This window comes from Mycobacterium sp. 1245852.3 (genome assembly GCF_001669335.1).
GTDB classification, from domain to species: domain Bacteria; phylum Actinomycetota; class Actinomycetes; order Mycobacteriales; family Mycobacteriaceae; genus Mycobacterium; species Mycobacterium europaeum_A.
This window is the reverse complement of record NZ_LZLL01000200.1, coordinates 1-26,948: the sequence shown is the minus strand read 5'-3', so window position 1 is coordinate 26,948 and position 26,948 is coordinate 1. Positions and strand designations below refer to the sequence as shown.

Below are 26,948 nucleotides of genomic sequence, written 5' to 3'. Positions count from 1 at the left end.
CCAGCGCCGGGCACACGGACGGCCGGGGGCCGGATCCCGTCGAAGGTGGCGCCGAATTCCAGGGCGGCCTCGGCGCCGCGCTCGGCGACGGCGGCCACGATGGGCCGGACCTTGGGCAGCACCGCCTCGACGTCGGCACCGCCGCGGGGCAGCGCCGACCGCAATCGCGCAGCCGTCAGCTCCGCGCCCCGCAGGTCGATACGGGCCATCGGCGACGGTTGGGTCGGGCTCACGCTGTCCATTGTCCCAGAGGAACTCAAGTCGATATTCGACCGGTACAGTGCCGGTATCGAGGCCATACCCCGCGCTGAAACGTAGCGCCGACCCAGGGAGCCGCCATGTCCGCCAAGGATCACCCCAACAACGCCCCGGGTGTCCCGATGGTGTTTCCGCCCTGGTTCGAGCGGTTTCAGATCAAGTACTTCAACCCGGCGGTCAAGCCGATCGCCCGCTTTCTGCCCGGGACGGCGACGATCAAGCATCGCGGCCGCACCTCCGGCAAGCCGTACGAGACCATCGTCACGCCCTACCGCAAGGGCAACGTGCTGGCGATCGCGCTGGGTCACGGCAAAACGAACTGGGTGAAGAACGTGCTGGCCGCGGGCGAGGCCGACGTGGAGTTCAGCCGCCACCGGACCGTGCACCTGACCAACCCGCGGATCCTGCCCGCCGGCTCGGACGGCGCCGGTCTGCCGGCGATGGCGCGCCTGCAGCTGCGCCGGATCGGCGTTTTCGTCGCCGACATCGCCTGAGGCGCCCCGCGCGGCCGACGGTCCGGCGTCGGGCGCCCACTCGGCGCGCCCGGAAGCCCCACCTACATGTCGAGGCCGATGTCGAGCACCCGGACCGAATGGGTCAGGGCGCCGACGGCCAGATAGTCCACCCCCGTCGCGGCGTAGGCGGCCGCGTTGTCGAGGCTGAGCCCGCCCGAAGATTCCAGCAGCACGGCGGGTGCGCGCGCGTCGCGGCGCTGCACGGCCATCTGTGTCTGCCACACCGGGAAGTTGTCCAGCAGGATCAGCTCGGGCTTCTCGGGCAGCACCTCGTCCAACTGCTCGAGTGAATCCACTTCCACCTCGCAGGGTAGGTCCGGTGCCGCGTCGCGCACGGCCCGCAGCGCGTCGACCACCGATCCCGCGGCCACCACGTGGTTGTCCTTGATCAGGGCGGCGTCGCCGAGCCCGAGCCGGTGGTTGACGCCGCCGCCGACCCGGACCGCGTATTTCTGCAGCACGCGCAGGCCGGGCAGCGTCTTGCGGGTATCGCGCACCTGGGCCTTGGTGCCGTGCACGGCGGCCACCCAGTGTGCCGTCGTGGTGGCGATCCCGGACAGGTGGCAGATCAGGTTGAGCATGGTCCGCTCGGCGGTCAGCAGGCCGCGGGTCTCGGCTCGCAGCGTCAGCACCGACTCACCCGGCTGCAGGTGGGCGCCGTCCTCGACGCGATCGACGACCTCGTAGCCGCGGGCGCCGAGCACCTCGTCGAGCACCAGCAACGCGATGTCGATCCCGGCGATCACGCCCGGCTCGCGGGGCACCATCGACGCGGTCGCCACCGCCTCGGCGGGCACCGTCGCCAGGGTGGTGATGTCCGGCCCGTAGCGCAGATCCTCCACCAGGCCGCGCTTGATGGTTTCGCGCGCGGCGGTCAGTTCGCAGTCGGACATCGCGGTCATACGACCGCCGCCAATGCCTCCACCAGCACCGCGCTCTGGTCGTCGGCCAGGCGCAACACGTTGCTGCGTCCCAGCTCCGAGGCGGTCCGCGGGTACTCGGCGCGATGGTGGCAACCGCGACTCTCGGTGCGGGCCAGGGCGGCGGTCGTGACCGCGCGGGCGGCGACGGCCAGCGCGACGTCCTCGAAGTCGCGGCGGCCGGTAACGGGGCGGACCTTCGCCTGCGCCAGCACGGTCGACAGCCGGGTGAGGCCGGCGGCGTCGCGCACCACCGACGCGTCCCGGCTCATCGCGTGCTGCAGGTCGGCGCGCGCCGGCGCGGTGTGGACGAGCGGCTCGGGGGCGACCGCGTGCACCCGCCCGGTCGCCGCGGCGTGCGCGGCCGCGGCCCTGCCGGCCCGCCCGCCGACGACCAGCCCTTCCAGCAGGCTGTTGGACGCCAGCCGGTTGGCGCCGTGCAGTCCGGTGCGTGCCACCTCGCCGGCGGCGAACAATCCGGGCAGTTCGGTTTGGCCGTACACGTCGGTGACGATGCCGCCGCAGCTGTAATGCGCCCCGGGGACAACGGGAATGGGTTGACGCACCGGATCGATGCCGGCGGCCAGGCAGGCGGCCGTCACCGTCGGGAACCGGTTGGCGAAGTCACCGATGTGGCGCGCGTCGAGGAAGACGCAGGCATCGCCGGTGGCCTTCAGCCGGGTGTCGATGGCCGCGGCGACGACGTCGCGGGGCGCCAGATCGCCCATCGGGTGGACGCCGGCGGTCACCGAATTGCCTTGGGAGTCAATCAGTCTCGCGCCCTCGCCGCGAATGGCCTCGGTGATCAGCGGGCGCCGTCCGCTCGCGGCGTCGGGGGTGAACAGCATCGTGGGGTGGAACTGGATGAATTCGAGATCGCTGACCGCGACACCGGCCCACAGGGCCAGCGCGATGCCGTCGCCGGTGGAGCCCTCGGGGTTGGTGGTCGCGCCGTACAGGTGCCCGAGGCCCCCGGAGGCCAAGATCACCGAGGGCGCGCTGATGATTCCGTAGCCGTCCGGGTTGCCCGCCAGGACGCCGGTCACCGCGGCGCCGTCGTGCAGCACGCGCAGCGCAACATGGCCGGTGCGGATGTCCAGCGTGCGGGCCGCGTGGTCCAGCGCGCGCTGCACCTCGGCACCGGTGGCGTCGCCGCCGGCGTGCACGATGCGGCGCCGGGAGTGTCCGCCTTCGCGGGTCAGCGCCCATTTGCCCGGCGCGGACTCGTCGAATCGTGCTCCGTCGCCGACCAATTCGGCGACCGCCGCATATCCGTCGGCGACGATCGAGTACACCGACTGCGGGTCGCACAGGCCGGCGCCGGCGACCACGGTGTCGGCGACGTGGGCCTCCACCGAGTCGTCGTTGTCGGGCAGCACCACCGCGATGCCACCCTGCGCGTAATGGGTGGCGGTCGCCCCCCGCGCCTGGTCAGCCTTGCTCAGCACGACGACGCTGCGCCCGGCACGGTGTGCGGCCAGCGCGGCGGCCAATCCCGCGACGCCGGTGCCGATCACGACGACGTCGGCGCTGTGCGTCCACTGGGGACGGGCGATCATTCGCCACCGCCCGGCTGCCCGATTTCGATCATTCGCTGTACGCTGCGCCGGCCGGCGGCGGCGACGTCGGGGTCGACATCGACCTCGTCGGCCCCCTCGACCAGGCAGCGCAGCAGGGCCGCCGGGGTGATCATCTTCATGAATTTGCAGGAGGCGCGGTCGTTGACGGCGCGGAAGTCGACTTGCGGTGCCGCCCTGCGCAATTGGTAGAGCATGCCGACCTCGGTGGCGACCAGCACCTTGCGTGCGTCGGTCTGGTTGGCGGCCTCCAGCATGCCGCCGGTGGACAAGATCTTCACCCGGTCCGGCGGGAAGGCGCCCTCGCCCGCGAGGTACAAGGCCGAAGTGGCGCAACCACATTCGGGGTGCACGAAGAGCTCGGCGTCGGGATTGGCGCGGGCCTGGTCATTGAGTTCGTCGCCGTTGATCCCGGCGTGCACGTGGCATTCGCCCGCCCACACGTGCAGGTTCTCGCGGCCCGTCATGCGACGGACATGGGCGCCGAGGAACTGGTCCGGGCAGAACAGCACCTCGCGGTCGGGGTCGATCGACTCGACGACCTCGACCGCGTTGGACGAGGTGCAGCAGATGTCGGTGAGGGCCTTGACCGCCGCCGTGGTGTTGACGTAGGAGACGACGACCGCGCCGGGGTGGTCGTCCTTCCAGGCGCGCAGTTCGTCGGCGGTGATGGAATCGGCCAGCGAGCAGCCGGCGCGCTGGTCCGGGATGAGCACGGTCTTGTCCGGGCTCAGGATCTTGGCCGTCTCGGCCATGAAGTGCACCCCGCAGAACACGATGGTGTCCTCGGGCGCCTCGGCGGCGATCCGCGACAACGCCAGCGAGTCGCCCACGTGGTCGGCGACGTCCTGGATCTCGGGCAACTGATAGTTGTGCGCCAGCACGGTGGCGCCGCGCAGCTTCGCCAGGCGGCGAACCTCGGCGGCCCATTGCTCATCCCCGGCCACGCCGGCGTAGCCGGTGGGCGAGTTGGTGATGTCGGCGATCATGCTTTCGGCGAGCGTGTCCATGCGATTGATAACCGTCATGGCGGCTCCTTTCAGCCCAGGAGGTTTTCGACTTATAATCGAAAACATGGCCCATGGTAGCACCGCCCACGAAGTGCTCGCGGTCGTGTTCCAGGTTCGCGAAGCGAGCGAACAGGTTACGAAGGGACGCCACCCGGCGAAACCGCAGCTGAACGTGCTGTTATGGCAGCGCGCCCGGGATCCACAACAGGGCAAGTGGTCGCTGCCGGGCGGTCGGCTGCGCAACGACGAGGACATGATCACCTCGGTGCGGCGCCAGCTCGCCGAGAAGGTCGACCTCAAAGAGCTGGCGCACCTGGAACAACTCGCGGTGTTCTCCGACCCGCAGCGGGTGCCCGGCGCCCGGGTGATCGCGTCCACCTTCTTGGGCCTGGTGCCCTCCCCAGCCAGCCCCGAACTACCGCCGGACACCCGCTGGCACCCGGTGAACTGCCTGCCGCCGATGGCCTTCGACCACGGCCAGATGGTGGACAACGCCCGCACTAGGCTGAACGCCAAACTGTCCTATACCAACATCGGATTCGCTTTGGCTCCAAGGGAATTCGCGCTTTCCACGCTGCGGGACATCTACGGCGCCGCGTTGGGCTATCAGGTCGACGCGACGAACCTGCAGCGGGTGCTGGCCCGGCGCGGCGTCATCACGGCGACCGGCACCATCGCGCAATCCGGCCGCAGCGGCGGACGCCCGGCCGCGCTGTACCGGTTCACCGACGCGGCGCTGCGGGTCACCGACGAGTTCGCCGCACTCAGGCCGCCCGGGTCGCCAGGCTAGGCTTGGGCGAAAGGCGGGCGACGCGGGGGTGAATCGCGTCTGACCTGGCTGGTGTGACGAGAAGTCGCTCACAGTGCGGCGATTGCGTTTTGGTTACCTGCCGTTCGTACGCAAGAATGCCGGGTGGCCACGAAGGGAGCCTCAATGGCTGAGCTCGGCAACCTGGCAGGCACGCAGGGTGCGGAATGGATCGCCCGCCCGCCACACGAGGAACTGCAGCACAAGGTTCGTCCACTGCTGCCCTCGGACGACCCGTTCTACCAGCCGCCACTGGGCTTTCAGCACGCCGAACCCGGGACGGTGCTGCGCTCGCGCGACGTCGAGCTGGCGTTCCTGGGCCTGATCCCGCAGCCGATCAAGGCCGTCCAGCTGCTGTACCGCACGATGGACATGAACGGCGAGCCGGAGGCCACCGCCACGACGGTGATCGTCCCCGCCGAGCTGGCCCCGGGGCGTCCCTGCCCGGTGCTGTCCTACCAGTGCGCGATCGACGCCGTCTCGTCCCGCTGTTTCCCGTCCTACGCACTGCGGCGCCGGGCGAAGGCGCTGGGCGCGATCGGCCAGTTCGAGCTTTTCCTGATCGCCGCCGCCGTCGCCGAGGGATGGGCCGTCTCCGTGCCCGACCACGAGGGCCTGCGCGGCCTGTGGGGCGCACCGTACGAACCCGGCTACCGCGTCCTGGACGGCATCCGGGCCGCGCTGAGTTCGGAGCGCCTCGGTCTGTCCGTCGAGGCGCCCATCGGGCTGTGGGGGTACTCCGGCGGCGGACTGGCCAGCGCCTGGGCCGCCGAGATGTGCGCCGAGTACGCGCCCGAACTGGACATCGTCGGGGCGGTGCTGGGCTCCCCCGTCGGGGACCTGGGCAACACCTTCCGCCGACTCAACGGCAGCTTCCTGTCGGGGCTGCCCGCGCTCGTGGTGGCCGCGCTCGCGCACATCTACCCCGATCTGGACCGGGTGATCCGCGAGCACACCAACGAGGAGGGGCGCGCGCTGCTGGACTCGCTGGAGAAGATGACGACGGTGGAAGCCGTCGTGCGGATGGCCGGCAAGGACATGGGGGACTACCTCGACGAGCCGCTCGAGCAGATCCTGTCCACCCCGGAGATCACGCACGTCTTCGACCACATCAAGCTGGGCGCCGCCGTTCCGACGCCGCCGGTGCTGATCGTGCAGGCCGTGCACGACTACCTGATCGACGTCCACGACATCGACGTGCTGGCCGACGCGTATTCGGCCGGCGGCGCGCGGGTCACCTACCACCGCGACGCCTTCAACGAGCACATGATGCTGCATCCGCTGTCGGCGCCGATGGCGCTGCGCTGGCTGACGGATCGCTTCGGAGGCCGCCCGCTGACCGATCACCTGGTCCGGACCACGTGGCCGACGATGTTCAACCCGATGACCTACGTCGGCATGGCCCGGCTGATGAAGATCGCGGCCAAGGTCATCACGGGCCGCAAGATCGGCCGCCGTCCGCTATGACACGGGCGCTTCGGCGCCTCCCCCTCGCGCCGGCACCCCACCGGCGGGCCCCGGCTGCGGCGGAAACGCACCCAGGTCGTCGCGCGCGTCGGCGGCCACCCGCACGGCGTAGACCAGGGCCGCTATTCCGGCCGGCCACAGCAGGCTGACCGCGATCTGCAGCGGACCGTCGGAGAAGAACACCGGCGGCGCCTGCGTGACGTAGGCGACCGACGGGGTTTTCGACAGCGGCACCGCATCGAAGTCCAGCGCGCCGTAGCTCAGCCGCACCAGGCCGGCCCCCACCGCCGAGGCCGCCGCGGCGGCGCCCACCATGCCGGCCGACAGCGCGATGACCATTCCCGGTCCGCGGTGCTCGCGCCACTGCCACACCCATACCGAGCCCACCACGGCCAGCGCGGTCAGCAGCCCCAGCATCAGGGCGGGGGCGACGAAGAAGTGCTCGGACTCGTTGCCCAGATAGTCGTGCACCCGCTCGCCCGAGCGGGTGAGGGCCACCACGGCGCGAATCGGCGGGGCGATCAGGGCCCACAGCCCGCCGATCGCCAGACCGGTCGCCGCCGACGCAAGCGCCACCACCAGGAGCGCGCGCCTGCGGCTCGACGCGGTGATGGGCGCGGAAAGTTCGGCGGCGTCCGCCTTGGTCTGCTCGGTCACCGTTGCGTCTCCAGATCGGCGGAATCGACCTCGCCGTGCCGCGAACAGCGGGCCCGCCAGCCGTCGGGGCGCACCTGCACCACCATCCGGCGCCCGCATGCCGCGCAGAACCGGGGAGGCTCAAGGCCCAGCTGGGCCGCTGTCGGCACGGCGGTGCCCCCTAATTCCCCGGTGTAGACGTTGTAGACGCCGGCACTGACTGCCGCTCCCAGGGCGCCCAGATCGCCAACCACAATCTTCAACCTAGCCGCGGCCGCCGGCCTACAAGCTGGCGTTGAGCCCCTTGAGGGGCATCTGCAGGTCGTCGAGCAGTTCCAAGTCGGATTCGGCGGGGCGACCCAGCGTGGTCAGGTAGTTCCCGACGATGACGGCGTTGATGCCGCCCAGGATGCCCTGCTTGGCGCCCAGGTCGCCCAGGGTGATCTCGCGGCCACCGGCGAACCGCAGCATGGTGCGCGGCAGCGCCAGGCGGAAGGCGGCCACCGACTTCAGCGCCTCGCTCGCCGGCATCACCTCCAGGTCGCCGAACGGGGTGCCCGGCCGCGGGTTGAGGAAGTTCAGCGGCACCTCGTCGGGACCCAATTCGGCCAGTTCGGCGGCGAATTCCGCGCGCTGCTCGAGGGTCTCGCCCATGCCGAGGATGCCGCCGCAGCAGACCTCCATGCCGGCGTCGCGGACCATCGACAGCGTCTGCCAACGCTCCTCCCAGCTGTGGGTGGTCACGACGTTGGTGAAGTACGAGCGGGCGGTCTCGAGGTTGTGGTTGTAGCGGTGCACGCCCATTTCGGCGAGCTGTTCGACCTGCTCGGCCGTCAGCATCCCCAGCGAGCAGGCGATGTTGATCTCGACCTCGTTGCGGATCGCTTCGATGCCGGCCGCGACCTGGGCCAGCAGCCGCTCGTCGGGGCCGCGCACCGCGGCCACTATGCAGAATTCGGTGGCCCCGGACTTGGCGGTCTGCTTGGCGGCCTCGACCAGGCTGGGGATGTCCAGCCGGGCGCTGCGGACCGGCGACGCGAACAGGCCCGACTGCGAGCAGAAGTGACAGTCCTCCGGGCAGCCGCCGGTCTTGAGGCTGATGATGCCCTCGACCTCGACCTCGGGGCCGCACCAGCGCATCCGCACCTCGTGGGCCAGCGCCAGCAGTTCGTCGAGGCGGTCGTCGGACAGCTGCAGCACCCGCAGCACCTGGTCCCGGCGCAGTCCCTGGCCGTCCTCGAGCACCTGCTGCCGGGCCACCGCCAAGATGTCCTCGTCGTTGCCCGTATCGGCCGTCGGTCGAGTTGCCGCTTGAGTCACCAGGTACTCCCCTGCCTCTTTCTGGTGTCCGCGCGTGGGGACACATCTGCCACGTGGTGGCAGCGGTGAATGAAAAGGTGTTCAAAGTAGGGTAACGGCCGAAGGACCCGCCCAACCTATGGGTATACGACCATGGTGACTTCGCACGTCGAAATCCTGGCGCACCACTACTTGCTGCTGGCGGCGCCGGCTTTTCTGCCTGCGGTGATCGTCGTCGGGGTGATCCTGTACATCGCACTGCGTGACCGGCGCGAGGGCCGCAACACCACGGGGTCCGCGCCCGAGTCCTCCCATGCCGACACGCCGGACAAAACGCGTGATTGACGAGCCAGGGATCGGGGCATTAAACAATCAATCACGAACCTACTTGACAGTAATAAGCGGTTGACTTCAGTCGGATTCTCCGGGGCAGCCCGGCGCGGTTGGGAGGCACGACGATGCGGTCGAATGAACTGACGATTGTTGCTGAGGCACCGGCACGCGGCGCCGGGCTCAATCAGGTGATCGGGTTATCCATCGCCGCGGCGGTAATCACGCTGCTGTTGCTGTGGGTGGGCCACGCCCACCGCACCCATCGCATCGAATGGCTGACCCGGGTCGCCGACAAGGTGGGCGACAAATTCCACCGGCCCGGTTGGGTCGCCCTGCCGGTCCTGGTGTTCACCACGTCGATCATCTGCGCGCTGTTCGGGTTCATCTGGGACGTCAGCTGGCATATCGGCAACGGCCGCGACCCGGGCCCACTGGCCAACCCGGCGCACTACTTCATCATCATCGGATTGTTCGGCATCTTCCTGGGCGGCATGACGGCGGTCGTGCTGCCGTTCGACCAGCCCGGCCCGGCCGCGGTGCGGATCACGCGGAACTGGCACGCGCCGGTGGGCGGCGTGCTGATGGCCGGCTGCGGGCTGTACGCGATGATCGGGTTCCCGCTCGACGACATCTGGCACCGCATCTTCGGCCAGGATGTAACCCTCTGGGGCCCAACACATTTGATGATGATCGGCGGGGCCTGCTTTTCGCTGTTCGCGGTGCTGATGCTGGAGCGCGAGGGTGAGGCCGACGAAGGCGAGGACGTCTACCACGGCGCCTTCATCACCTTCCTGCGCTACCTGTCCTTCGGCGGCTTGTTCATCGGCTTGTCGGTCTATCAGATCGAGTTCGACTTCGGCGTCCCGCAATTCCGCCTGGTGTTCCAACCGATGCTGATCGCCGGCGCGGCCGCGCTGGCGGCGGTCGCCGCCCGCATCACCATGGGCCGGGGAGCGGCCGTCATCGCGGCCGTCTTCGCGATCGCCCTGCGCGGCGGCGTCGCCCTGCTGGTCGGGCCGATACTCGGCGCCCCGATCAACTGGTTCCCGCTCTACCTCGGCCCCGCGCTGGCCGTCGAGTTGATCGCGCTGACGCCGGTGTTCAAGCGCCCCGTCGTCTTCGGCGCGGTCGCCGGGCTGGGAGTGGGCACGATCGGGCTCTGGCTGGAATCGCTGTGGATCGCGGCGGTCTACCACTACCCCTGGCCGATCAGCATGTGGGGCGAGGCCCTGGCGATGGCCGTGCCGGTAGCGGTCCTGATGGGTATGTGTGGCGCCATGTTCGGCATGGTGCTCACCGGACAGCGCCTCCCCGGGCGCGCCATCGGGATCTCGGTGGTGGTTGCCACGGTCCTGGTGATCGGCGGCGCGGTGGCCAACGGCCTGCACATCCTGGTGCCGAGCAAGAACAACGCCACCATCACGTTGACCGACCTGCCCAGCGCCCCGGGGCAGCGCATGGTGTCGGCCGACGTCCAACTCCTGCCCGCCGACATGGTCAGCGACAATCCGGACTGGCTGACGATCCTGTCCTGGCAGGGCCGCATGAATAACGACCGCGGCCTGATCATCGACCGGCTCGCCAAGGTCGGGCCGGGGCACTACCGCTCCACCCAGCCGGTTCCGGTGTGGGGCGACTGGAAGACCCTGCTGCGGGTCCAGGACGGCCGCACGATGACGGCCGTGCCGATTTGGGAACCGGCAGACGCCGCCATCCCGGCCCCAGAGGTCCCCGCGCTGACGTCGAGCACGCGGCCGTTCGTCCTGGAAGTCACCATCCTGCAGCGTGAACGCGACCAAAGCGCACCCGCCTGGTTGTTCACCGCTGGTGGGATCGTGGTGCTGTTCCTGACGCTCATGGTGATCGCCGGCTTGACCTGGGGCGCCGGCCGGCTCAACAACTCCCTGGCCGAGCCGGAACCGGTGGAAGACAAGCAGCCGATCCCGCGGGCGGCATGAACCCATGACGCTTCGCGGCACCCTCAGCACGGCATGGGCGGCGGCGCTGGTGTGCGGCCTGGTCGGCTGCGGTGGTTCGACTGACAAGTCGCCGGCGGCACCGCTGACCGTCGACGTGACCATCGCCCACGGTCAGGTCACCCCGACCAACGCCACGCTGCAGGCCAAGGTGCATCAGCAGATCACCCTGCACGTGACCAGCGACGCCACCGACGAGCTGCACGTGCATTCGACGCCCGATCACAAGTTCGCGGTCCAGGCCGCCCCCAACCAGACGTTCGGATTCGCCGTCGACGTGCCGGGCAATGTCGCGGTGGAGCTGCATCATCTGGACCGCACCATCGCAACCATCCAAGTGCAGCCGTGAGCTCCGCCGCCGCGGCGGTGGTGCTCGCGCACGGGCTCGGTGGTTCGGGTGATCTCCCGGTGCCCTATGCCTACGCGATGGTCGGGGCGGCATGGGCCTTGACGTTCACCTTCGCCCTCGTGGCGTTCGCCTGGCGCCGGCCGCGGTTCGATCCGCTCAAGCCGGGCCGGCCCCTACCGACGGCGCTGACGACCTTCGTCGACTCCCGGGTGGCGCGGGGGTTCGCGGCCGGGCTGGCCCTGGCGTTCGCGGCCTGGGTGGTGGCCGCCGGGGTATGGGGTCCCGAATCGGAGGCCAACGGGCTGCTCGGCGCGTTCTACGTGCTGCTGTGGGTCGGGCTGGTGGCGGTGTCGCTGATCATCGGGCCGGTGTGGCGGGTGATTTCGCCGATGCGCACGATGTATCTGCTGCTGCGGCGCGTCACCCCGGAACGGCTCGGCCGGCCGCGGCTGTCCTACCCGGAAGGCTGGGGCTATCGGCCCGCCGCGTTCGGCCTGTTCGCCTTCGTCTGGATGGAGCTGGCCAGCCCGAACTCGGCGTCGCTGCCCTGGGTCAGGACGTGGATCGCCTGCTATGCCGTGCTGATGTTGGTCGGCACGTGGCTGTGCGGACAGCGCTGGCTGGCCCGCGCCGATCCCTTCGGCGTGTACAGCGTGGCCGTCTCCCGGCTCTCGCCGTTTCGCCGCAACCCGCAGACCCGGCAGATCGTCCTCGGAAACCCGCTCGACCATCTGCCGTCGCTGCCGGTGCGGCCCGGCGTGGTGGTCCTGCTGGCGGTGCTGCTGGGCTCGACGGCGTTCGACAGCTTCTCGTCGTCGCCGACGTGGCGCGGCTTCTCCGATCAGCTCACCCGGGAATTCGGCGCGCCCCCCACACTGGCGTCGTCGATGCTGCGCACCGTCGGGCTGATCGTCTTCATTTGCGTTGTGGCGGTGACCTTTTCGCTCGCCGCGCGCGCCACCGGCGGCGTCAGCGCGCAGCAGCGTCGCGAATTGCCCGGCCAGATGGCGCATTCGCTGATCCCGATCGTGGTGGGCTACATCTTCGCGCACTACCTGTCCTACCTGGTGGAGCGCGGACAGCAGGCGGTGTTCACGCTGGCCGACCCGTTCGGCCACGGCTGGAACCTGCTCGGCCTGGCGCACCTGCATGTGGCGTACGTGTTGTCCATGCACCCGCCGGTACTCGCCGCGGTGAAGGTGACCTGCGTGGTCACCGGGCACATCGTCGCGGTGATCGCGGCCCACGACAAGGCGCTGCGGCTGCTGCCCGCCGGCCATCAGCTCACCGGGCAGCTGACGATGATGCTGGTCATGGTCGGCTACACCTTCACCGGTTTGTATCTGCTCTTCGGGGGGTAGGCGTCCGGGCGTGCGCTACCTCACGCCGTCGGAAGAAGCCGCGCCGCGGCGTCGGGGGCCGAGTCCACGCCGGGTCGGTTGATGCGGCCCACCGAGTCGATCCCCGCGGCCGAGCAGGACCCGGGCCGGAAGAAGAGGCGTCGCCCGCGCGCGCTGTCCTGGATCAGCATTCAGTCCAAGGTGATGCTGATGCTGCTGGTGTCCAGCCTGGCGTCGCTGGGCGTGATCGGGACCGTCGAGTACGTCGCCGCGCGCAACGCGTTGTTGCCCGCGGCGTCCGAGCGGATGACGCAGTTGCGCGAGGCGCAGAAACGCGCGATCGAGACGCTGTTCTCGGACCTGTCGGATTCGCTGGTCGTCTACAGCCGGGGCACCACCGCGCTGGAGGCGGTGCAGGCCTTCACGGCCGGCTTCGACCAGCTGGCCAACGCGCCCGTCGACCCCGGCCAGCAGCGGGCGCTGGTGGATTTCTACACCGAGCGGCTGATCAAACCGTTGGAGCGCGACACCGGAAACAGGCTCGCCCTGGATGCGGTGCTGCCCAGCAACAACTCACAGCGCTATCTGCAGGCGCACTACACCGTTGCGGCGCACGGGTCTTCGAACGGGTCCGCGCCCGACGACGCCGGCGACGGCAGCGCCTGGTCGGCGGCCAACGCCCGCTTCAACGACTACTTCCGCGAGATCGCCACCCGCTTCGAATACCGCGACGCGCTGCTGCTGGACACCCGCGGCAATGTCGTCTACACCGTCCGGAAAAGCGCCTCGCTGGGCACCAACGTGCTCACCGGCCCGTATCGCCAGTCCAATCTGCGCGACGCCTACGAGAAGGCGATGGCCGCGAACTCGGTGAACTTCGTGTGGATCACCGACTTTCAGCCGTATCAGCCACAACTCGGCCAGCCCATCGCCTGGTTGGTCGCACCGATCGGCCCACCCGGCAGACCGGCCGGGGTGCTGGCGCTGCCGCTGCCGATCGCAAAGGTGAACCGGATCATGACCGCCGACAAGCAGTGGCGCGCCGCGGGCATGGGCCAGACCGCCGAGACCTATCTCGCGGGGCCGGACAACCTGATGCGTTCCGATTCACGGCTATTCATCGAGGACCCGCAGCGATACCGGCGAGAGGCGCTGGCCGCCGGTGCCCGGCGCGAGACCGTCGACACCGCGATCAGATGGGGCGGCACCACCCTGGTCCAGCCCGTGGCCACCACGGCCGTGCGCGCAGCGCAGCGCGGTGAGACCGGAACGGTGACCGACACCGGCTATCTGGGCCAACGTGAGCTCGCGTCCTACGCCCCGCTGTCCCTGCCGAATTCCGACCTGCACTGGTCGATCGTGGCCACCCGGGAAACCTCCGAGGCCAACGCCCGGGTGGCGTCGCTCACCCAGACACTGATATTGACCACTACCGCAATGGTTTTCGTCATCTGCGTGGCCGCGCTGCTGGTCGCCCAGATATTCGTGCGGCCCATCCGCAGGTTGCAGGCCGGCGCCCGGGAGATCGGCGCCGGCAACTACGACGTCTCGATCCCGGTCACCTCACGCGACGAAATCGGCGAGCTGATGGCCGCTTTCAACGAGATGAGCCGCAACCTGCAGATCAAGGAAGAACTGCTCAACGAACAGCGCAAGGAGAACGACCGGCTGCTCGCCTCGCTGATGCCCGAACCGGTGGCCCGGCGCTACCGCGAGGGTGAGCAGACCATCGCCCAGGAGCACCAGGACGTCACGGTCATCTTCGCCGACATCGTCGGCCTCGATGACATCTCGGGCAAGCTGTCCGGCCGCGAGTTGGTGGGCATCGTCGACGAGCTGGTCCGCGAGCTCGATTCGGCCGCGGAATCCCTGGGCATCGAACCGATTCGCACGCTGCACAACGGCTACCTGGCCAGCTGCGGCCTGAACTTCCCCCGCCTGGACAGCGTGCACCGCACCGTCGAATTCGCCGTCGAGATGCGCGACATCATCGCGCGCTTCAACAGCAAGACGGGCTACCACCTGGCCCTGCGGGCGGGCATCAACACCGGCAACGTGATCAGCGGGCTGGTCGGGCGACCCAGCGTGGTCTACGACATGTGGGGCGCGGCGGTCAACCTGGCCCATCAAACCCGCAGCAGCACAACACAATCCGGAATCTATGTCACCGCCCAGGTCTACGAGGTGATGCACGACATCCGTCAGTTCACGCCGGCGGGCACCATCACGGTCGGCGGCGTCGAGCAGCAGATCTGGAAACTGTCGGAAGGGCAGGGGCAGTGAGAACCTTCGACTCGTCATCGCTTTACTGGGCCGCCGGGGTGGTATTCGGTCTGCCGCTGCTGCTGATCGCCCTGACCGAGTGGCATCAGAGCCTCCTGCGCAAGAACAGTCCGCTGGCGCGGCCCGTCCTGCTGCTGCGCAGTTACCTGATTCCGCTGGGCGCCCTGTTGGTGTTGCTGGTGAACGTGGCCAGGATGCCGGCCCAGTTCACGTCGGTTCGGGTGCTCGCCACGGTGTTCGGGTTCGTGGTGCTGGTGCTGCTGCTGTCCGGGCTCAACGCAACGGTTTTCGAGGGCGCACCGCAGGGGTCCTGGCGCCAGCGGATCCCGGGCATCTTCCTCGACGTGACCCGGTTCGTGCTGATCGGGGTGGGTCTGGCGGTCATCTTCTCCTACGTCTGGGGCGTGCGCGTCGGCGGCCTTTTCACCGCGCTGGGCGTGACGTCGGTGGTCATCGGTCTGATGCTGCAGAATTCCGTCGGCCAGATCGTGTCGGGCCTGTTCATGCTGTTCGAGCAGCCGTTCCGGATCGGCGATTGGCTCGACACCCCGTCGGCCCGGGGCCGCATCGTGGAGGCGAACTGGCGTTCCGTGCACATCCAGTCCGGCCACGGCCTGCAGATCACGCCGAACTCGGTGCTGGCCACCACCTCGTTCACCAATCTCAGCCGCCCGGCCGGTGCGCACCAATTAGCCATCACCACAACGTTTTCCGAGATCGATCCGCCGGACCGGGTGTGCGCGCTGCTGGAGCGGGTCGCCAACGCACTGCCGCAACGCAGGCCCAACGCCGTGGCGACGGCGGTGCCCGGCGGGGCCGCCGAGTACCGGGTGACCGTCGGGCTGAAGTCGCCGGCGGAGGACTCCGCCGCGCAGGCCGCGTTTCTGCGCTGGCTGTGGTACGCGGCGCGGCGCGAGGGCCTGCACCTCGACGGCGCCCAGGATGACATCTCGACGACCGAGCGTGTCGAGAAGGCGCTGCGCACGGTGGTGGCGCCGGCGTTGCGGCTCAGCCAACCGGACCAGCAGGCGTTGGTGGCGCACGCCAGGATCGTTCGGTACGGGGCCGACGAGATCGTCGAGCACGCCGGGCGAGTGCCCGCCAAGATGACGTTTCTGGTCGAGGGCGGCGTGCGGTTGACCGCCACCGCCACGGACGGCACGGCCGTCGCGGTCGGCGAGCTGGACGAGGGCTCGTTTCTTGGCGTGACCGCGCTGACCCGTCAGCCGAACCTGGCCGACGCGCAGGCCATTGGGGAGGTGACCGCGCTGGAGATCGATCGCGATCACCTGGTCCAGCTGGTGACGGGCAAGCCGCTGCTGCTGCAGGACCTGGGCCGAACCATCGACGAGCGGCGCGCCAGGGTGCAGCAGGCGATCGCGCCAGAGTTCGCGACGACGGGCGGCTGATCCGATGGTGGCGACCCGCCGCGCCCGGCGACCCGCCGCGCTTGCGATCGCCACTAAATCGGGTGCTCGACCTTCTTGTTGCCGTCCCAGCGGCGCAAACCCGTGAAGCTGCCCTCGATCTGGGCGGGCCGGCCCGCGACGCGCAGCGCCCGGCCGAGTTGGGCGCCGCCGACGCGCCGTGCCATCGTGACGTGCGCGGTCCACTGGCCGGGCAGGCTGTTGGGCATCGGTCCCGGCCTCAAATGCGGCCCGCAGCAGCGGTGCACCTCGGCGTGCAGGGCCAACAGCTCTTCGGTCGGCACCACCAGCCGCGCGAAAACCGCACTGGCGCGGCCGAATAACACCGGTGCACCGATGACGCAGGGCAGCGGCAGGCGTTCGCTCACCGCGCGCAGCGGCTCGTCGACGTCGGGCGCGATGCCTTCGGCCACGGCCAGGGTCACGTGCGGCCGGCTGGCCGGGGCCTGACTGGGTATCCCCGCCGCGGCCAGCGCCTCCCACATGTTGCGGATCGCCGCCTCGGTGTCGCGGTCGAAGACCAGCTCGACGGATCCGACCATCAGCCGACCAGCGCGGCGACCCAGTCGCGGTCGAAAGCCTGGGTGCACAGCGCCGCAAAGTCGGCGGCGTCCAGCGCTGCGGCCCCTTCGGGCAGCGCGGCGCGCACCGCGGCCAGCCGGGCCAGCGCGGACCGATTCGTCGTCTCCACCACGCCGGGCCGCCGGGGCCAGCTGCCGATGACCAGACCAGCGCACGAAACATGATGCGCGGCAAGCGATTCCAGGGTCAGCGCGGTGTGGTTGAGCGTACCCAACGACGGCCCGACCACGACCAGCACCGCGGCGCCCAGCGCGACGGCGAGATCGCGTGCGGTGACACCGTTTTCGCCGAGCTCGACCAGCAGTCCCCCGGCGCCCTCGACCAATGTGAGCCGCCCCGGCCGGTCCAGCTCACCGATGAGCGCCAGCAGCTGCTCGCAAGTGGGCAGCGGCATTCCGGCCGCCTCGGCGGCGGCCACCGGCGCCATCGGCAGCGGATAACGGCCCAACCCTGCCAGCTGCGTCACCCCGGATAGCCGGGCCACCTCGGCGAGGTCGTCGTCGCCGGCGTCGACGCCGGTCTGGACCGGCTTGCACACCGCCACGTCGATGCCGGCCTGACGGGCGTGACAGGCCAGCGCGGCGGTGACGACCGTCTTGCCGACCCCGGTGTCGGTGCCGGTGACGACCAGAACCGTCACCGGTGTGCCTCAACCCAGCTCGGCGAGCACATCGGAGAGCACCCGGCGCGCGACCTCGAGCTCGGCGTCGTCCAGCGACGCGCGCGCGGTCAGCCGCAGCCGCGACGTCCCGGCGGGCACGGTCGGGGGGCGGAAGCATCCCACCCGCACGCCGGCGTCGAGGCAGGCGGTCGCGGCGGCCACCGCGACGTCCGGGTCGCCCAGGATCACCGAGACCACCGCCGATTGCGGCACCTCGGCCACCCCGCAGACCTCGGCGAGCATGGCGGCGTGGCGCAACACCGCGTCCGGGCGCCAGGGTTCGGACCGCAGCACACCCAGCGCGGCCCGCGCGGCGCCCACCGCCGCCGGGGCCAGGCCGGTGTCGAAGATGAACGTGCGCGCCGCGTCGATGAGATGCGCCCGCACCGACGCCGGTCCCAGCACCGCGCCGCCCTGGCTGCCCAGCGCCTTGGACAGCGTGGTGGTCATCACCACGTCGGGCGCCCCGGCCAGGCCGGCCTCGTGCAGCAGCCCGCGCCCGCCGCCGCGCACGCCCAGGCCGTGCGCCTCGTCGACGATGAGCAGGGCGCCGTGCGCGCGGCACACCTCGTGCAATTCGCGCAGCGGCGCCAGCGCGCCGTCGGTGGAAAACACGGACTCGGTGATGACGACCGCGCGCTCCTCGGCGCGCGTCTGCAGCGCGGCCGCCACCGCGCCGACGTCGCGGTGCGGCGTCACCGCCACCCGCGCCCGCGACAGCCGGCAGGCGTCCACCAGCGACGCGTGCGAGAGCTCATCGGAGACCAGCAGTGAACCCCGGCCCGACAACCCGACGACGGCACCCAGGTTGGCCGCGTATCCGGAGGAGAACAGCAGGCCCGACTCCGCGCCCACGTAATCGGCCAGCTCGGCCTCGAACTGCTGGTGCAGTTCGGTGTCGCCGGTGACCAGCCGGGATCCGGTGGCACCGGCGCCCCACATGCGCAGCGCGGCGACGCCGCCGTCGATCACGTCGGGATGCTGCGACAGCCCGAGGTAGTCGTTGGAGGCCAGGTCCAGCTCGGTGGCGACGGCCGGACGCGGCCGCAGCGCGCGGCGCAACCCGGCCTCGCGGCGCTGCCGTTCCACCGCCTCCAGCCAGGCCAGCGGGGAGACCTCGATGGGTGCCTTCATCGCCCTAGAGCCTACGAGAGCCCGTTCGCGTCGCCACCTCGACCATCGCCGAGGTGATCTGCGCGATCTCGCGGGGCGTGCAGATGTAGGGCGGCATGGCGTAGACCAGGTTGCGAAACGGGCGCAGCCAGACGCCGTGATCCAGGGCCGCCGGGGTGGCGACGGCCAGGTCGACCGGCCGCTCGCATTCGATGACGCCGATGGCGCCGCGCACCCGCACGTCGCGCACGCCCGGCAGCGCCCGGGCGGGCTCGAGACCGGCCGCCAGCCCGGCGCCGATCTCGGCGACCCGCGACCGCCAGTCCTGCCCGAGCAGCATCTCGACGCTGGCCACCGACACCGCGCAGGCCAGCGCGTTGGCCATGAACGTGGGGCCGTGCATCAGCGCTCCCGCCTCACCCGCGCTGATGGTGTGGGCGATGTCGGCGGTGCACAAGGTGGCGGCCAGGGTGAGGTATCCCCCGGTCAGCGCCTTGCCGACGCACATGATGTCCGGGCTCACCCCCGCGTGGTCGGCCGCGAAGAGTTCGCCGGTGCGCCCGAAGCCGGTGGCGATCTCGTCGAAGATGAGCAGCACGTCGTGCCGTCGACAGATGTCGCGCAGGTCGCGCAGGTATTGCGGGTCGTGGAAGCGCATGCCGCCGGCGCCCTGGACGACTGGCTCGACGACGACCGCGGCCAGTTCGGCGGCGTGGCCGGCCAGCTGTTCCTCGAACGCCGCGCTGTAGGCGGGGTCGTAATCGCGGGGCACCTGCGGGGCGAACACCTGCCGGGCCAGGATGTCGGTCCACAGCGAGTGCATGCCGCCGTCGGGGTCGCAGACGCTCATCGGGGTGAAGGTGTCGCCGTGGTAGCCGCCGCGCCAGGTCATCAGCCGGTGCTTGCCGGGCCGATCGCGGCTGCGCCAGTACTGCAGCGCCATCTTCACCGCCACCTCCACCGACACCGAGCCGGAGTCGCTGAAGAACACCGTCTGCAGCTCCGCCGGGGTGATGTCCACCAGCAACTGGGCCAGCCGCGCCGCGGGTTCATGCGTCAGCCCGCCGAACATGACGTGGTTCATCGCGCCGAGCTGGGCCGTGAGGGCCGCGTCCAGCACCGGGTGGCCGTGCCCGTGGATGGCGGTCCACCAGGAGCTCATGGCATCGAGCGCCTCGACCGGCTCGCCGTCGCGGATCAGGGTGAGGTTGGCGCCGCGGGCACCGACCGCGACCACGGGCGCGACGGACTCGGCGCCGATGGTGCTGTACGGGTGCCACAGGTGCGCGGCGTCGATCGCGCTGATCTGCTCGGGCGTCAGCCCGGCCTTCGCCGCCGGCATAGTGATCGAGGGTAAAGCAGCCGATTCGCGCAAAACTGCGACGTCGGGAAGCATGGGACAGCATGGCCACGTCGCAGCAGTCCGAGGGCGCAGCGCCGGGACCCGAGGCCGACCCCGCGCTCGGGCCGGGCTGGTCCAGGGACACGCACTACCCGCTGGTGGACTACGACGCCGAAACCGCCGCAGGGCCCCGCGTGTTGCGGGTGCGGGTGGCGCCCTGGGACATCATCTGCACGGTCGTGCTCCTGGTCCTGCTCGCCGTGCTGGCCACGGCGACCACCTGGCCGACGCGGCTTTTCGGCTTTCTGGCGAACGTCTGCGAGGACGAGACCTGCGGGCCGGTCCCCTACGGCCTGGACCTCTACATCCACCCGGTGGTGTGGGGGGGCATCGGCGCGGCCATCACCGCCGCCGTCGTCGGCCCGGTCGTCTCGATCCTGAAGGGCTGGTACATGTCCTTCTGGCCGGTGCTGGCGCTGGCGCTGGTCATGGTCAGCTCGGTGGCCGGGTCGCTGCTGACGATGTTCAGCGAACGCTACTGGCTCTGATCACCGGCTGGCCCCGCCGGCCCCGGCGCGCGGCTTCGTCGCCGACTGAGACCGAAATCACAACTGCGCATACGGAATTCGGTGCTCCTGTCACCGTCCGGTCACGGTACGACAAAAAATCCCGCCTGGGCCTGGCGGCTAACACCATCTGTTGTCAAAGTGGCTTGTGTGACTGATGTGAATCAGCGGGCGACCGCTGAGTCACTTCGCAAGTGCCATGGACGGCGTCGGCCCCAGCGTGGCGGCCGCCGCTCGGTTCATGAACCGGGGGCGGACGCGCGAGGTCACCGCGTCGAGGCCCATTGAGCGCCTGGAGAGGCCAGGGAAAGGCCACAAAAATGAAACGCATCTACGCCTTCGCGATCGGTTTGGCCCTGCTCGGGGCGCCGATGGTGGCTCCCACCATCGCGACCGCCGACCCGGGCGCCAGATCGATGGACTACCAGCAGGCCACCGATGTGGTGATCGCCCGCGGTCTGTCGCAGCGCGGTGTGCCGTTCTCCTGGGCCGGTGGCGGCATCAACGGCCCCACCCGCGGCACCGGCACCGGCATCAACACCGTCGGTTTCGACGCCTCCGGGCTGATGCAGTACGCCTACGCCGGCGCCGGCATCAAGCTGCCCCGGTCGTCGGGCGCGATCTACCGGGTCGGACAGAAGATCCTGCCGCAGCAGGCCCGCAAGGGTGACCTGATCTTCTACGGCCCCGAGGGCACCCAGAGCGTCGCGATGTACCTGGGCAACAACCAGATGCTCGAGGTCGGCGACGTTGTGCAGGTCTCTCCGGTGCGCGCCAACGGCATGACGCCGTACATGGTCCGGGTGCTCGGCGCCGCGCCGGCGCAGCAGACGCCGCTGCAACAGGCACCGCAGCAGCTGCCCGGCCAGCAGGCCCCCGCCCAACAGGCCCCGACGCAGCAGTCGCCCTACCAGCAGGCCCCGCAACAGCTGCCCACCCAGCAGGCCCCGCTGCAACAAGCCCCGACGCAGCAGTCGCCGCTGCAGCAGTCGCCGTTCCAGCAGGCGCCTGTGCAGCTGCCGGCCCAGCAGACGCCGTTGCAGCCGACCGGCGCCGGCATCGGCAGGTAATTTCCGGGCCGTGTGTTGGCCGTCCGACACCCGCCACTCGCTTCCCCGCCCCGCTGAGCGGCCTCGCCGCCGCGAGCTGTCGGGAGCTCGTGGCGGGTTTTCGGTAAATTAACTGGCGATCATGCCGACCCCGCCACCGTCTCCTGCACCGGACGCCACCGCCGATCCGGTCGCGACGGGAGCGCGCAAAACGGGGTCCCAGGGGTTCTATCGCTACGACCTCGACGGCCTGCGTGGCATCGCCATCGCCCTGGTCGCCGTCTTCCATATCTGGTTCGGCCGGGTCTCCGGCGGCGTGGACGTGTTCCTGGCGCTGTCCGGATTCTTCTTCGGCGGCAAGATCATCCGCACCGCGCTGAACCCGGCCGTGCCGCTGTCGCCGGTGGCCGAGGTGGTCCGGCTCGTCCGGCGGCTGGTTCCCGCGCTGGTCGTGGTGCTGGCCGGGTGCGCGGTGCTGACCATCCTGGTGCAACCGGAGACCCGCTGGGAGACCTTCGCCGACCAGAGCCTGGCCAGCCTGGGCTACTACCAGAACTGGGAGCTGGCCAACACCGCCTCGGACTACCTGCGGGCGGGCGAGGCCGTCAGCCCCTTGCAGCACATCTGGTCGATGTCGGTGCAGGGCCAGTTCTACGTCAGCTTCCTGCTGTTGATCGCCGGGCTGGCCCTGCTGTTCCCGCGCGCGGCCCGGCTGCGGATCGCGCTCGTGGTGGTCCTGTCCGCGTTGACGGTGGCCTCGTTCGTCTACGCGATCATCGCCCATCAGCAGGACCAGGCGGCCGCCTACTACAACAGCTTTGCGCGGGGCTGGGAGTTGTTGCTGGGCGCGCTGGTCGGCGCGCTGGTGACCCGCGTCCACTGGCCCATGTGGTTGCGGACGGTGCTGGCCACCGTCGCGCTGGGCGCGGTGCTGTCCTGCGGGGCGCTGATCGACGGCGTGCAGGAGTTCCCCGGCCCGTGGGCGTTGGTGCCGGTCGGCGCCGCCATGCTGATGATCCTGGTCGGAGCCAACCTGCAGAGCGGCGCCGGTGGCCGGCTGCCGCTGCCCAACCGGCTGCTGGCGACGCGGCCCCTGGTGGAGCTGGGCGCCATGGCGTACGCGCTCTACCTGTGGCACTGGCCGCTGCTGATCTTCTGGCTGTCCTACAGCGGTCACAAGCACGCCAGTTTCGTCGAAGGCGCGGTGCTGCTGCTGGTGTCGGGGGTGCTGGCCTATCTGACCAACCGGCTCGTCGAGGATCCGCTGCGCTACCGCGCCTCTTCGAAGCCGGCCGCCGCGCCGGCGATTCCGTGGGCGACGCGCCTGGCCCGGCCGACGATGGCGCTGGGATCGGCGGTCGTGCTGCTGGGCGTGACCCTGACGGCGACCTCGTTCACCTGGCGCCAGCACGTCACCGTCCTGCGGTCGGCCGGCAAGGAGCTCAGCGTCCTCAACCCGCAGGACTATCCCGGCGCCCGCGCCCTCACCGAACGCGTGCGGGTGCCCGCTCTGCCCATGCGGCCCACCGTCTTAGAGGTCAAGCAGGACCTGCCCGCCTCGACCCGGGACGGCTGCATCAGCGACTTCGTCAACCCCGCGGTGGTCACCTGCACCTACGGCGATGTGGCCGCCGACCGGACCATCGCGCTGGCGGGCGGGTCGCACGCCGAACACTGGCTGCCCGCGCTGGACATCCTGGGCAAGCTGCACCACTTCAAGGTCGTGACGTATCTGAAGATGGGCTGTCCCCTGTCGACCGAGCAGGTCCCGCTGATCATGGGCAACAACGCCCCCTACCCGCAATGTCGGGAGTGGGTGCAGCGAACGATGACCAAACTGGTCACCGACCGGCCCGATTACGTGTTCACCACCACCACCCGGCCGTGGAACATCAAGTCCGGCGACGTGATGCCCGCCACCTATATCGGCATCTGGCAGACGTTGTCCGACAACAACATTCCGATTCTCGGGATGCGGGACACGCCGTGGCTGGTGAAGAACGGCCAGCCGTTCGACCCGGCGGACTGCCTCGCCAAACGCAACGGCACCCCGCAGTCCTGCGCCATCAAGCGTTCCGACATGCTCTCCGACCGCAACCAGACGCTGGACTTCGTCACGCAATTCCCGCAGCTCAAGGTGCTCGACATGACCGACGCGATCTGCCGCGCCGACGTGTGCCGCCCAGTCGAGGGAAACATCCTGATCTATCACGGCGCCCACCACCTCTCGCCCACCTATGTGCGGACCATGGCGCCCGAACTGGGCCGCCAGATCGCCGAGGCCACCGGCTGGTGGTGACCCGCCTTACTCCTGGCCGCTAACGCGGGTGGGGGCAATCGCGCGCGGATAAGGTCGATAGGTGTCAACCAACAGTCCCGCTTCAGAACCAGGCGGTAACCACCAACCCAAGCTGGCCACCGTGTGGCCGGGGAACCCTTATCCGCTCGGCGCCTCCTACGACGGCGCGGGGACCAACTTCTCGTTGTTCTCCGAAATCGCCGAGAAGGTCGAGCTGTGCCTGATCGACCATCGCGGCAGCGAGTCGCGGATTCCCTTGGACGAGGTGGACGGATTCGTCTGGCACGCGTATCTGCCGAACATCACTCCCGGACAGCGCTACGGCTTTCGCGTCTACGGCCCGTTCGAGCCGGCGGCCGGTCACCGGTGTGACCCCAGCAAGCTGCTGCTCGACCCGTACGGCAAGGCTTTTCACGGCGACTTCACCTTCGGTCAGGCGCTGTTCTCCTACGACCTGAAGGCCGTCAACCCGAACGGTCCCAACGCCGACGGGCTCGACCCGGGGATTCCGCCGATGGTCGATTCGCTGGGCCACACCATGACCAGCGTGGTGAGCAATCCGTTCTTCGACTGGGGATCCGACCGCGCGCCGCTGACCCCGTATCACGAGACCGTCATCTACGAGGCCCACGTCAAAGGGATGACGCAGACCCATCCCAGCGTCCCCGAGGAGCTTCGGGGCACCTATGCCGGGCTGGCCCACCCGGCGATCATCGATCACCTCCACTCGCTGCGGGTCACCGCCATCGAGCTGATGCCGGTGCACCAGTTCATGCACGACCAGCGGCTGCTGGACCTGGGTCTGCGAAACTACTGGGGCTACAACACTTTCGGCTATTTCGCGCCCCACAATCAGTACGCGGCCAACCGCACGTCGAGCGTCGCGGAGTTCAAGTCCATGGTGCGCAGCTTCCACGAAGCCGGCATCGAGGTGATCCTCGACGTGGTGTACAACCACACCGCCGAGGGCAATCACCTGGGGCCGACCATCAACTTCCGCGGCATCGACAACGCCGCCTACTACCGGCTCGTCGACACCGACCTGCGGCGGTACAAGGACTACACCGGCACCGGCAACAGCCTCAACCCGCGCCACCCGCACGTGCTACAGCTGATCATGGATTCGCTGCGCTACTGGGTGACCGAGATGCACGTCGACGGGTTCCGCTTCGATCTGGCCGCCACGCTGGCCCGCGAGCTGCACGACGTCGACCGGTTGAGCGCGTTCTTCGATCTGGTGCAGCAGGATCCGATCGTCAGCCAGGTCAAATTGATCGCCGAACCGTGGGATGTCGGCGAGGGCGGTTATCAAGTCGGAAATTTCCCGGGTTTGTGGACCGAGTGGAACGGGAAGTATCGCGATACTGTGCGCGATTACTGGCGGGGCGAGCCCGCAACCCTGGGCGAGTTCGCTTCCCGGCTGACCGGGTCGTCGGACCTGTATGAGGCGACCGGCCGGCGTCCCAGCGCCAGCATCAACTTCGTCACCGCGCACGACGGGTTCACCCTGAACGACCTGGTGTCCTACAACGAGAAGCACAACATGGCCAACGGGGAGGACAACCGGGACGGCGAGAGCCACAACCGATCGTGGAACTGCGGCGTCGAAGGCCCCACCGACGACCCCGACATCACCGAGCTGCGCTGCCGCCAGATGCGCAACTTCTGGGCGACGCTGATGCTCAGCCAGGGCACGCCGATGATCGCCCATGGCGACGAGTTCGGCCGCACCCAGAACGGCAACAACAACGTGTACTGCCAGGACTCCGAATTGTCTTGGATGGATTGGTCTTTGGTCGACAAGAACGCCGACCTGCTGAAGTTCGCCCGCCGGGTGAGCACGCTGCGCAAGCGGCACCCGGTGTTTCGGCGGCGCCGGTTCTTCGAGGGCGAGCCCATCCGCAGCGGCGACGAGGTGCGCGACATCGCCTGGCTGAATCCGAGCAGCCGCGAGATGACGCACGAGGATTGGGGCGAAAGCATTCACAAGTGCGTGGCGGTGTTCCTCAACGGCGAGGCCATCAGTGCACCCAACGCGCGCGGTGAACGGGTCGTTGACGACTCATTTCTGTTGTGTTTCAACGCCGGTGAAGAGCCGGTGGAGTTCGCGACGCCAAACAGTGACTATGCGAAAGAGTGGACCGTGGAACTGGACACCAACGAACCGACGGGCCGCAAAGAGGGGGCCGACCAGGTGGTGACCGCCGAGGAGAAGGTGTCGCTGCCCTCACGCTCGCTGCTGGTCTTGCGTAAGACGCAGTGACGCATGGCCTTACCCGTCATCTCCACCTACCGGCTGCAACTACGTGGTGAATCCAGTGGGTTCGCGTTCACTTTCGCCGACGCGGAAAACCTGCTCGACTACCTGAACGACCTCGGGGTGTCGCACCTGTATCTGTCGCCGATCATGACCGCGGCGCCCGGGTCCAGCCATGGCTACGACGTCACCGACCCGACGACGGTGTCCCCCGAGATCGGCGGCCGCGACGGCCTGGCGCGGTTGTCGGCCGCGGCGCGGGAGCGCGGCATGGGCCTGATCGTCGACATCGTGCCCAACCACGTGGGCATCGACGTGCCCCAGCAGAACCCGTGGTGGTGGGACGTCCTGCGCAACGGCCGTTCCTCGCCCTACGCAACGTATTTCGACATCGATTGGGACCTCGACGACGACGGCCGCATCGTGCTGCCGGTGCTGGGATCCGACGACGACGCCGCCGACCTCACCGTCGAGGGGGACCTGCTGCGGCTGGGTGATCTGGCGCTGCCGATCGCGCCCGGCACCGCGGGGGGTACCGGACCCGAGGTGCACGACCGCCAGCACTACCGGCTGGTCGGCTGGCGCAACGGCGTGTGCGGATACCGTCGTTTCTTCTCGATCACGATCCAGGCTTGCGGGCCGGTCAGTTCGCGCAGCCACGCCAGGTATCCGCACGGATCCGACAGGCCGTCGGGGTGGTCGATGCGGATGCCGTCGACCAGCCCCTCGGTGAACCACCGGCCGACCTCGGCGTGGGTGGCGTCGAAGACCGCGCGGTCCTCCTGGCGCAGCCCGGCCAGCGAGGTGATCGAGAAGAAACGACGGTATCCGCACACGCCGTTGCGCCAGCCGACCAGCCGGTAGTGCTGGCGGTCGTGCAC

General features: G+C 69.5%; 23 protein-coding genes and 2 pseudogenes. 14 read left to right on the top strand and 11 right to left on the bottom strand.

From position 1 onward, the window contains the following. Positions 1-242 (bottom strand): annotated as a pseudogene (locus A9W96_RS09130) (histidinol dehydrogenase); the annotation flags it as partial. Positions 243-338: 96 nt separating this feature from the next. On the opposite strand from A9W96_RS09130, the gene A9W96_RS09125 reads away from it, so the two are divergent. Continuing rightward, positions 339-752: a nitroreductase family deazaflavin-dependent oxidoreductase gene (locus A9W96_RS09125; RefSeq protein WP_066877322.1), complete on the top strand. Its 414-nt coding sequence runs from the start codon at positions 339-341 to the stop codon at positions 750-752. Between the two features lie 62 nt (positions 753-814). Here the strand turns inward: A9W96_RS09125 and nadC are convergent, their stop codons facing one another. Genes nadC through nadA form a run of 3 tightly spaced genes read right to left on the bottom strand, consistent with a single transcriptional unit; the run spans position 815 to position 4,298 of the window. Then, complete coding sequence (gene nadC, locus A9W96_RS09120) at positions 815-1,675, bottom strand: carboxylating nicotinate-nucleotide diphosphorylase (protein WP_066864123.1); 861 nt, start codon at positions 1,673-1,675, stop codon at positions 815-817. Continuing rightward, positions 1,672-3,252 carry an L-aspartate oxidase gene (locus A9W96_RS09115; protein ID WP_067139144.1) on the bottom strand — a complete coding sequence of 527 codons (1,581 nt, stop codon included), beginning with the start codon at positions 3,250-3,252 and terminating at the stop codon, positions 1,672-1,674. Before A9W96_RS09115 ends, nadC begins: the two co-directional genes overlap by 4 nt. Then, complete coding sequence (gene nadA / locus A9W96_RS09110) at positions 3,249-4,298, bottom strand: quinolinate synthase NadA (protein WP_067019199.1); 1,050 nt, start codon at positions 4,296-4,298, stop codon at positions 3,249-3,251. The genes A9W96_RS09115 and nadA overlap by 4 nt, the downstream gene beginning before the upstream one ends. Positions 4,299-4,344: 46 nt before the next feature. On the opposite strand from nadA, the gene A9W96_RS09105 reads away from it, so the two are divergent. Further along, on the top strand, positions 4,345-5,070 hold the full coding sequence (locus tag A9W96_RS09105; protein WP_067139140.1) for an NUDIX domain-containing protein: 726 nt from the start codon (positions 4,345-4,347) through the stop codon (positions 5,068-5,070). 144 nt (positions 5,071-5,214) lie between these two features. Then, positions 5,215-6,555 carry a lipase family protein gene (locus tag A9W96_RS09100; protein ID WP_067139137.1) on the top strand — a complete coding sequence of 447 codons (1,341 nt, stop codon included), beginning with the start codon at positions 5,215-5,217 and terminating at the stop codon, positions 6,553-6,555. Here A9W96_RS09100 and A9W96_RS09095 read toward each other — a convergent pair. From A9W96_RS09095 to bioB, 3 genes are read right to left on the bottom strand one after another with little or no spacing between them, the layout of a single operon-like run. After that, positions 6,550-7,212, bottom strand: coding sequence for a DUF2567 domain-containing protein (locus A9W96_RS09095; protein ID WP_067139134.1), 663 nt, complete (start codon positions 7,210-7,212; stop codon positions 6,550-6,552). The genes A9W96_RS09100 and A9W96_RS09095 overlap by 6 nt on opposite strands. Then, positions 7,209-7,445 (bottom strand): hypothetical protein, encoded by a 237-nt coding sequence (locus A9W96_RS09090; RefSeq protein WP_066864141.1) that lies wholly within the window; start codon positions 7,443-7,445, stop codon positions 7,209-7,211. The genes A9W96_RS09095 and A9W96_RS09090 overlap by 4 nt, the downstream gene beginning before the upstream one ends. A gap of 28 nt (positions 7,446-7,473) precedes the next feature. Beyond that, positions 7,474-8,511: a biotin synthase BioB gene (gene bioB, locus A9W96_RS09085; RefSeq protein WP_066864144.1), complete on the bottom strand. Its 1,038-nt coding sequence runs from the start codon at positions 8,509-8,511 to the stop codon at positions 7,474-7,476. Positions 8,512-8,643: 132 nt separating this feature from the next. Between bioB and A9W96_RS09080 the strand changes: the two genes are divergently transcribed. From A9W96_RS09080 to A9W96_RS09055, 6 genes are all read left to right on the top strand, one after another. Then, a complete protein-coding gene (locus A9W96_RS09080; protein ID WP_067139131.1) occupies positions 8,644-8,835 on the top strand; it encodes a hypothetical protein in 192 nt (63 codons plus the stop codon). 113 nt (positions 8,836-8,948) lie between these two features. After that, positions 8,949-10,781, top strand: a complete 1,833-nt coding sequence (locus A9W96_RS09075; RefSeq protein WP_067019206.1) for a hypothetical protein — start codon at positions 8,949-8,951, stop codon at positions 10,779-10,781. Between the two features lie 4 nt (positions 10,782-10,785). Next, a complete protein-coding gene (locus A9W96_RS09070) occupies positions 10,786-11,148 on the top strand; it encodes a hypothetical protein (RefSeq protein WP_067139128.1) in 363 nt (120 codons plus the stop codon). Next, positions 11,145-12,509: a hypothetical protein gene (locus A9W96_RS09065; protein ID WP_067139125.1), complete on the top strand. Its 1,365-nt coding sequence runs from the start codon at positions 11,145-11,147 to the stop codon at positions 12,507-12,509. The genes A9W96_RS09070 and A9W96_RS09065 overlap by 4 nt, the downstream gene beginning before the upstream one ends. Positions 12,510-12,590: 81 nt before the next feature. Further along, complete coding sequence (locus tag A9W96_RS09060; RefSeq protein WP_067139122.1) at positions 12,591-14,771, top strand: adenylate/guanylate cyclase domain-containing protein; 2,181 nt, start codon at positions 12,591-12,593, stop codon at positions 14,769-14,771. Continuing rightward, a complete protein-coding gene (locus tag A9W96_RS09055) occupies positions 14,768-16,180 on the top strand; it encodes a mechanosensitive ion channel domain-containing protein (RefSeq protein ID WP_067139120.1) in 1,413 nt (470 codons plus the stop codon). The genes A9W96_RS09060 and A9W96_RS09055 overlap by 4 nt, the downstream gene beginning before the upstream one ends. Positions 16,181-16,233: 53 nt before the next feature. Here the strand turns inward: A9W96_RS09055 and A9W96_RS09050 are convergent, their stop codons facing one another. From A9W96_RS09050 to A9W96_RS09035, 4 genes are read right to left on the bottom strand one after another with little or no spacing between them, the layout of a single operon-like run. Further along, positions 16,234-16,740 (bottom strand): 2'-5' RNA ligase family protein, encoded by a 507-nt coding sequence (locus A9W96_RS09050; RefSeq protein WP_067139117.1) that lies wholly within the window; start codon positions 16,738-16,740, stop codon positions 16,234-16,236. Next, positions 16,740-17,420, bottom strand: a complete 681-nt coding sequence (gene bioD / locus A9W96_RS09045; RefSeq protein WP_067139115.1) for a dethiobiotin synthase — start codon at positions 17,418-17,420, stop codon at positions 16,740-16,742. Before bioD ends, A9W96_RS09050 begins: the two co-directional genes overlap by 1 nt. A gap of 9 nt (positions 17,421-17,429) precedes the next feature. Continuing rightward, positions 17,430-18,575, bottom strand: coding sequence for an 8-amino-7-oxononanoate synthase (locus A9W96_RS09040; protein WP_066864171.1), 1,146 nt, complete (start codon positions 18,573-18,575; stop codon positions 17,430-17,432). Between the two features lie 4 nt (positions 18,576-18,579). Then, the gene (locus A9W96_RS09035) at positions 18,580-19,896 is read right to left on the bottom strand and encodes an adenosylmethionine--8-amino-7-oxononanoate transaminase (protein ID WP_066864174.1); all 1,317 of its coding nucleotides are present in this window, start codon (positions 19,894-19,896) and stop codon (positions 18,580-18,582) included. 62 nt (positions 19,897-19,958) lie between these two features. Between A9W96_RS09035 and A9W96_RS09030 the strand changes: the two genes are divergently transcribed. The 5 genes and pseudogenes from A9W96_RS09030 to A9W96_RS09010 all read left to right on the top strand — a co-directional run. Beyond that, entirely contained in the window at positions 19,959-20,444 is a 486-nt protein-coding gene (locus A9W96_RS09030; protein WP_082972110.1) for a hypothetical protein, read from the top strand. A 338-nt stretch (positions 20,445-20,782) separates the two neighbouring features. After that, entirely contained in the window at positions 20,783-21,532 is a 750-nt protein-coding gene (gene ripD, locus A9W96_RS09025) for an NlpC/P60 family peptidoglycan-binding protein RipD (RefSeq protein WP_067139112.1), read from the top strand. Between the two features lie 121 nt (positions 21,533-21,653). Further along, a complete protein-coding gene (locus A9W96_RS09020) occupies positions 21,654-23,810 on the top strand; it encodes an acyltransferase family protein (protein ID WP_067139109.1) in 2,157 nt (718 codons plus the stop codon). A 61-nt stretch (positions 23,811-23,871) separates the two neighbouring features. Continuing rightward, positions 23,872-26,073, top strand: a complete 2,202-nt coding sequence (gene glgX / locus A9W96_RS09015; protein WP_066877308.1) for a glycogen debranching protein GlgX — start codon at positions 23,872-23,874, stop codon at positions 26,071-26,073. Positions 26,074-26,076: 3 nt separating this feature from the next. Further along, positions 26,077-26,691 (top strand): annotated as a pseudogene (locus A9W96_RS09010) (alpha-amylase family glycosyl hydrolase); the annotation flags it as partial. Between the last annotated feature and the right edge of the window lie 257 nt (positions 26,692-26,948).

Bases quoted from the DNA above. Each gene is read 5' to 3' on its own strand.
- A9W96_RS09035 (WP_066864174.1), bottom strand. From the start codon at position 19,896: ATGCCGGCGGCGAAGGCCGGGCTGACGCCCGAGCAGATCAGCGCGATC.
- A9W96_RS09060 (WP_067139122.1), top strand. From the start codon at position 12,591: ATGCGGCCCACCGAGTCGATCCCCGCGGCCGAGCAGGACCCGGGCCGG.
- A9W96_RS09125 (WP_066877322.1), top strand. From the start codon at position 339: ATGTCCGCCAAGGATCACCCCAACAACGCCCCGGGTGTCCCGATGGTG.
- A9W96_RS09040 (WP_066864171.1), bottom strand. From the start codon at position 18,575: ATGAAGGCACCCATCGAGGTCTCCCCGCTGGCCTGGCTGGAGGCGGTG.
- ripD (WP_067139112.1), top strand. From the start codon at position 20,783: ATGAAACGCATCTACGCCTTCGCGATCGGTTTGGCCCTGCTCGGGGCG.
- A9W96_RS09100 (WP_067139137.1), top strand. From the start codon at position 5,215: ATGGCTGAGCTCGGCAACCTGGCAGGCACGCAGGGTGCGGAATGGATC.
- A9W96_RS09030 (WP_082972110.1), top strand. From the start codon at position 19,959: ATGGCCACGTCGCAGCAGTCCGAGGGCGCAGCGCCGGGACCCGAGGCC.
- A9W96_RS09075 (WP_067019206.1), top strand. From the start codon at position 8,949: ATGCGGTCGAATGAACTGACGATTGTTGCTGAGGCACCGGCACGCGGC.
- A9W96_RS09070 (WP_067139128.1), top strand. From the start codon at position 10,786: ATGACGCTTCGCGGCACCCTCAGCACGGCATGGGCGGCGGCGCTGGTG.
- A9W96_RS09050 (WP_067139117.1), bottom strand. From the start codon at position 16,740: ATGGTCGGATCCGTCGAGCTGGTCTTCGACCGCGACACCGAGGCGGCG.
- A9W96_RS09020 (WP_067139109.1), top strand. From the start codon at position 21,654: ATGCCGACCCCGCCACCGTCTCCTGCACCGGACGCCACCGCCGATCCG.
- nadC (WP_066864123.1), bottom strand. From the start codon at position 1,675: ATGACCGCGATGTCCGACTGCGAACTGACCGCCGCGCGCGAAACCATC.
- nadA (WP_067019199.1), bottom strand. From the start codon at position 4,298: ATGACGGTTATCAATCGCATGGACACGCTCGCCGAAAGCATGATCGCC.
- A9W96_RS09105 (WP_067139140.1), top strand. From the start codon at position 4,345: ATGGCCCATGGTAGCACCGCCCACGAAGTGCTCGCGGTCGTGTTCCAG.
- A9W96_RS09115 (WP_067139144.1), bottom strand. From the start codon at position 3,252: ATGATCGCCCGTCCCCAGTGGACGCACAGCGCCGACGTCGTCGTGATC.
- A9W96_RS09080 (WP_067139131.1), top strand. From the start codon at position 8,644: ATGGTGACTTCGCACGTCGAAATCCTGGCGCACCACTACTTGCTGCTG.